Origin of the sequence: Aphanothece microscopica RSMan92 (genome assembly GCF_046613545.2) — a bacterium.
Classification (GTDB): Bacteria; Cyanobacteriota; Cyanobacteriia; order PCC-6307; family Cyanobiaceae; genus NIES-981.
The window spans coordinates 1-4,849 of record NZ_JBKKKY020000105.1; the positions used below are offsets into that span (position 1 = coordinate 1).

The window sequence follows — 4,849 nt, forward strand, 5'->3', positions numbered from 1 at the left end:
TCCGGCAGCAGGTGGAACGGGAGTGGCGGGCCGCCCGCAGCCAGGAAAATCAGCAGGCCCTCTACCGCCAGCTTCTGGGCAAATACCGGGTGACGCGGCCCACATGGCCGGGGGCCGGCCCCCAGGCGCCATGAGGCGCCTCCGAGCCGTTCTGGCGGCCGTACTGTGCGGCTTCGCTCTGGTGCTGCCCCAGGCCCTGCACGCCCATGAGCTGCTGCCGGGGTACCTGGAACTGACCGAGCAGAGCTCGACCAGCGAGTCCGCCAGCTACGCGGTGCTCTGGAAGCTGCCGCTGCAGCAGGGCGTGCAGCTGCCGATCGCACCGCGCTTCCCCGAGGGCTGCCACCAGCAGGGGCAGCTGGGCAGCGAACGGCAGGCCACGGCCTCGATCTACCGCTCCACCCTCACCTGCGCCCCGCCGTTGGTGGGGCAGCCCCTGGCCGTCGATGGCCTCGAGGCGGTGGACACCGATGTGCTGGTGCGCTTCCAGCCCGTCGGCGCCGAGCTGGAGACCCACCTGCTCAAAGCCGAGCAGCCCTCGGTGGTGCTGGGTGCCCGCGACGGTGGTCCGCGCGGTGCCCTCGCCTACCTGCGGCTCGGCATCGAACACATCCTGCTGGGGTTCGACCACCTGCTCTTCGTGCTCGGTCTGCTGCTGCTCGTGGACAACGGCTGGATGCTGCTGAAAACCGTGCTGGCCTTCACCATCGCGAACAGCCTCACGCTCACGGCCGCGGCAATCGGCATCGTGAGGGTGCCGGGCCCGCCGCTGAATGTGGCCATCGCGCTCTCGATCCTGTTCATCGGCCTGGAGATCGCCCGCTCCTGGCGCGGTGAAACGAGCTTCACGATCCGCCGGCCCTGGGTGATCGCCTTCGTCTTCGGGCTGCTGCACGGCTTCGGCTACGCCAGCGGCCTCTCGGTGCTGGGCCTGCCCCGCGGCGAGATGGTGGTGGCCCTGCTGATGTTCAACATCGGCATCGAGATCGGCCAGGACCTCTTCGTGCTGCTGGTGCTGGCCCTGAAGCGCTCATTCAGGCAGCTCGAGCTCCCCCTGCCCCCCTGGGTCCGGCATCTGCCGGGCACGGCCGTGGGCACGGCCGGGGCCTACTGGACGCTGAAATACTCCGCAGGGCTGCTGTTCGCCTTCTGAGCCATGGCCCCGCTCCCCTCGCGCCCCCTGCATCGCCGCTCCACGGTCTCCGCCGCGGTGCCCGGGCTGATGGCGGCCATGGCCCTGCTGCCCCAGGCGGCCCAGGCCCATGTGGAAGGGGGCCAGGCCGGCGGGCTGGCCGCCGGCCTGCTCCATCCCCTCTCCGGAGCCGATCACATGGTGGCGATGGTGGCGGTGGGGCTCTGGGGGGCCGTGCTGGGTCCGCCGGCGCTGTGGGTGCTGCCGGTGGCCTTCCCGCTGGTGATGGCGTTCGGGGGCCTGCTCGGCCTGCTGGGCGTGCCCGTGCCCGGTGTGGAGGTGGGCATCGCCGTGTCCGGGGTGGTGATGGGGCTGATGGTGCTGCTGGAGCAGCGGCCGCCGCTCTGGCTGGCGGCCGCCATCGTGGCGGTGTTCGCCGTGTTCCACGGCCATGCCCATGGCACCGAACTGCCGGCGGGGGGAGATGCGCTCCTCTACAGCCTGGGATTCGTGGTGGCCACAGGGCTGCTCCACCTGCTCGGGATCCTGCTGGGGGAGCTGCGCCGTTGGCCAGGCGGGCGGCGCGTGGTGCAGGCCGCCGGCGCCGGCGTGGCCCTCACGGGTCTGCTGTTCCTGGTGCGGGCGGTGGCATGAGCACTGCCGACAGCAGCGGCATGAGACGCGTCATCAACACCGTGTGGAAGGGCGTGGTGCCCCGGCACGGGCGGGCGCTGCTGCTGGCTGCCCTGGTGGTGGCGCTGGTGGCGGCGCCGGCCCCGGCCGCGGCTCACCTGATGGAGACGGGCTTCGGCGGGTATTACGACGGGCTGGTGCATCTGCTGCTCACCCCGGCCGATCTGCTACTGGTGCTGGCGCTGAGCCTGTGGGCCGTGCAGCAGGGAGCCGCGACCTGCCGGCAAGCCCTGGCCGTGGTGCCGGGCGCCTGGCTGCTGGGGGGATGGATCGGCCTGGGGTTGCCGGAAACCGGTGCGATGAGGCTGGTGGCCACCCTGGGCTTCATGCTCGCCGGACTGGCGGTGGCCCTGCGGATCCGCCTGCCCCGGCCGGTCTGGCTGATCGCGGCGGGCTGCCTGGGCCTGCTGCAGGGCAGCAGCAACGGCGCCACCATGAGCCACGCCGGTGGCCTGCTGGCCGTTGCCGGCGCCGTGTCGGGCGTGGCGGGAATCCTGGCAATCCTCTGCGGCCAGCTGCTCCAGATCCAGCGCCCCTGGCTGGTGATCGGCCAGCGGGTGCTGGGAAGCTGGATCGCGGCGGCGGGCCTGCTGATGCTGGGCTGGACGTTGCGGGGTTAGGGCCGCTCCAGGGCCAGCCGCTCCTGCCGCAGGCGCCGCAGCTCCGCCCCCAGCGCCGGGCCGGGGCGCATCCCCCGGGCGATCAGCTCGGCCGATGTGTGCGGGGCCTTGAGGTGCCGCCAGCGCAGCCACCAGCGCAGCAGTGGCCGGCGGGGGGCGGTGCCCGTGATCAGAGCCAGCAGCACCGCCTCCGGCGAACCGCCCGGCGCCTCCAGGGCGCTGCACCAGTCCGCCACCGAGGCGGGGCCGCCCCTGCCACCGGCCGCCGGCTGGAGCGCTGCCAGGCGCTGCCGCAGCTCCTGCCACTGGGCCAGCAGGCGGTGCTGGCGGTGGGGCAGCTGCAGCCGCTCCGCCAGGGCCAGGGGGTCGGCGGCGCCCGCCACCAAGGCCACCATCAGGGGCACACCGGCGCGGCCGGCCCATTGCAGGCGCCGCCGCCAGTGGCGATCAGCCTGGATCCGGGCATCGAGCAGGGTCAGGCCGCCCCAGTCCTGCAGGATCGCCAGCGCGGCGGGCCAGGGCTCCCGCAGCAGCAGCAGCTCGAACTCCATGCGCAGCCGCGTGCCCAGGGCCGCCGGCGCCTGCCCCGGTCGCTCGCCGGAATGCCAGGCCCAGGGCCAGGCCGCCAGGGTGCGGCGCGCCTGCTCGTGGCTGCCGGCCTCCAGCCGGAAGCCAAGCCGGGCCGCGTAGCGGGCGCCGCGCACCAGCCGGCTGGGATCGTCGCGCAGGCTGTGGGGATGGAGCAGCCGCAGCTCCCGCCGCTGCAGATCCGCCTGGCCGCCGTGGGGATCGAGCAGCTCGCCGCTGGCCAGATCCAGGGCGATGGCGTTGATGCTGAAATCACGGCGGGCCAGATCATCCGCCAGCAGGCCCGGCACCACCCTGGGGTTCTCGCCGGGCTGCGGATAGGTCTCGCGGCGGGCGGTGGCCACATCGAGCAGCACGGTCTGCCCGTCGAGCCGCAGCTCCACTTCCACGGTGCCGTAGGCGCCGTGCTCCTGCGCCGCCCGCAGCGCCCCCGGTGGCAGCAGGGCCTCCAGCCGCCGCACCAGGGCGATGGCCGAGCCGTCCGCCACCAGGTCGAGGTCGGGAACGCCGCGCCAGGGGTCGTTGTGGACGCGGTGGAGCAGCAGATCGCGCACGGCGCCCCCCACCAGCGCCACGCGCTGGGCGGAGGCCGCCTGGGCCAGGGCCTGCGCCAGGGCCTGCGGGATGCCGGGAACGTCCAAGCGGCGGCCTCAGAGGGGCTCGATCGGCGCCAGGCGCGGATCGAGGATCTTGGGGCCCATGCCCTCGAACTTCACCGCGATCGAGATCTTCTCGCCGCTGCCGAACAGGTGGGTCACGTGGCCCTCCCCGAAGGAGCTGTGGCGCAGGCGATCGCCCACCGCCCAGGTCTTGCCGGCGCCGGCGCCGCGGCGGCGCACGGCGTTGGCCGGGGCGCCGCCGGCTCCCCCCGCCGCCACCCGCCGGCTCTCCTCCCGGTCAACCCGGGTGAGCCGGTCGAGCCGCTGCTCCCGCCGGATCGCAGCGCCGCCGCTGCGGGGAATGTCGCCCTGCACCAGCTCCTCGGGCAGCTCGGAGAGGAACACCGAGGGCACGGCCGGCTCGCGCATGCCGCCCCACAGCCGCCGCTCACTGGCATGGGAGAGGAACAGCCGCTCCTTGGCGCGGGTGATGCCCACGTAGCAGAGGCGGCGCTCCTCCTCCAGGGCGGCGGGATCCTCCAGGGATCGGTAGCTGGGGAAGAGGCCCTGCTCCATCCCCACCAGGAACACCACGGGAAACTCCAGCCCCTTGCTGGCGTGCAGGGTCATCAGGGTGACCCGGTCCTGCTCGGTGTCCTTGCTGTCGGCATCGCTGGCCAGGGCGGCCGAGGCGAGGAAATCCTCGAGCGAGCCCTCCTCGTTCTCCTCCTGGTACTGCAGGGCGGCGTTCACCAGCTCGTTGAGGTTGCGGCGCCGGTCTTCCGCCTCGTCGGTGCCGTCGGCGATGAGCTCCGCCAGGTAGCCGCTCTGCTCCATCACCCGCTGCACCAGCTCGGAGGGGGGCGCATCCTGGCTGCGGGCCTGCAGGTCGCTGAGCAGCTCGCGGAACTGCAGCAGTCCCTTGGCCGAGCGCCCCCCCAGGGAGCGCACGGCCTCCGCATCGCTCACCACCTCCCAGAGGGGAATCCCCAGCTGATTGGCCGCGTCGGTGAGGCGCTCGATCGTGGTCTTGCCGATGCCCCGCTTGGGGGTGTTGAGCACCCGCAGCAGACTCACCGTGTCGGCCGGGTTCACCAGCAGCTTCAGATAGGCGAGCATGTCCTTGATCTCGCGCCGGTCGTAGAAGCGCAGGCCGCCCACCACGATGTAGGGGATGCCCCAGCGCACCAGCGATTCCTCCATGGCGCGGCTCTGGG

Annotated in this window: 5 protein-coding genes; 3 read left to right on the forward strand and 2 right to left on the reverse strand. The window is 73.1% G+C overall.

All coding sequences use genetic code 11. The annotated features are described in order from the left end of the window. Positions 1–130 precede the first annotated feature (130 nt). The 3 genes from ACLD7X_RS15755 to ACLD7X_RS15765 are packed head-to-tail and all read left to right on the forward strand — an operon-like array spanning position 131 to position 2,445. The gene (locus ACLD7X_RS15755) at positions 131–1,153 is read left to right on the forward strand and encodes a HupE/UreJ family protein (protein ID WP_412006962.1); all 1,023 of its coding nucleotides are present in this window, start codon (positions 131–133) and stop codon (positions 1,151–1,153) included. A 3-nt stretch (positions 1,154–1,156) separates the two neighbouring features. Further along, complete coding sequence (locus ACLD7X_RS15760; protein WP_411424628.1) at positions 1,157–1,786, forward strand: HupE/UreJ family protein; 630 nt, start codon at positions 1,157–1,159, stop codon at positions 1,784–1,786. Further along, a complete protein-coding gene (locus tag ACLD7X_RS15765; protein WP_412006961.1) occupies positions 1,783–2,445 on the forward strand; it encodes a HupE/UreJ family protein in 663 nt (220 codons plus the stop codon). Before ACLD7X_RS15760 ends, ACLD7X_RS15765 begins: the two co-directional genes overlap by 4 nt. Here the strand turns inward: ACLD7X_RS15765 and ACLD7X_RS15770 are convergent. Further along, positions 2,442–3,674 carry a tRNA nucleotidyltransferase/poly(A) polymerase family protein gene (locus ACLD7X_RS15770; protein ID WP_411424630.1) on the reverse strand — a complete coding sequence of 411 codons (1,233 nt, stop codon included), beginning with the start codon at positions 3,672–3,674 and terminating at the stop codon, positions 2,442–2,444. The two genes, ACLD7X_RS15765 and ACLD7X_RS15770, sit on opposite strands and share 4 nt — an antisense overlap. A gap of 9 nt (positions 3,675–3,683) precedes the next feature. Beyond that, positions 3,684–4,849: 3'-5' exonuclease (locus ACLD7X_RS15775; RefSeq protein ID WP_411424631.1), on the reverse strand; the 1,166-nt coding region annotated here is incomplete at its 5' end.

Coding starts and splice junctions, on each gene's coding strand:
- ACLD7X_RS15755 (WP_412006962.1), top strand. CDS start 131: ATGAGGCGCCTCCGAGCCGTTCTGGCGGCCGTACTGTGCGGCTTCGCT.
- ACLD7X_RS15760 (WP_411424628.1), top strand. CDS start 1,157: ATGGCCCCGCTCCCCTCGCGCCCCCTGCATCGCCGCTCCACGGTCTCC.
- ACLD7X_RS15765 (WP_412006961.1), top strand. CDS start 1,783: ATGAGCACTGCCGACAGCAGCGGCATGAGACGCGTCATCAACACCGTG.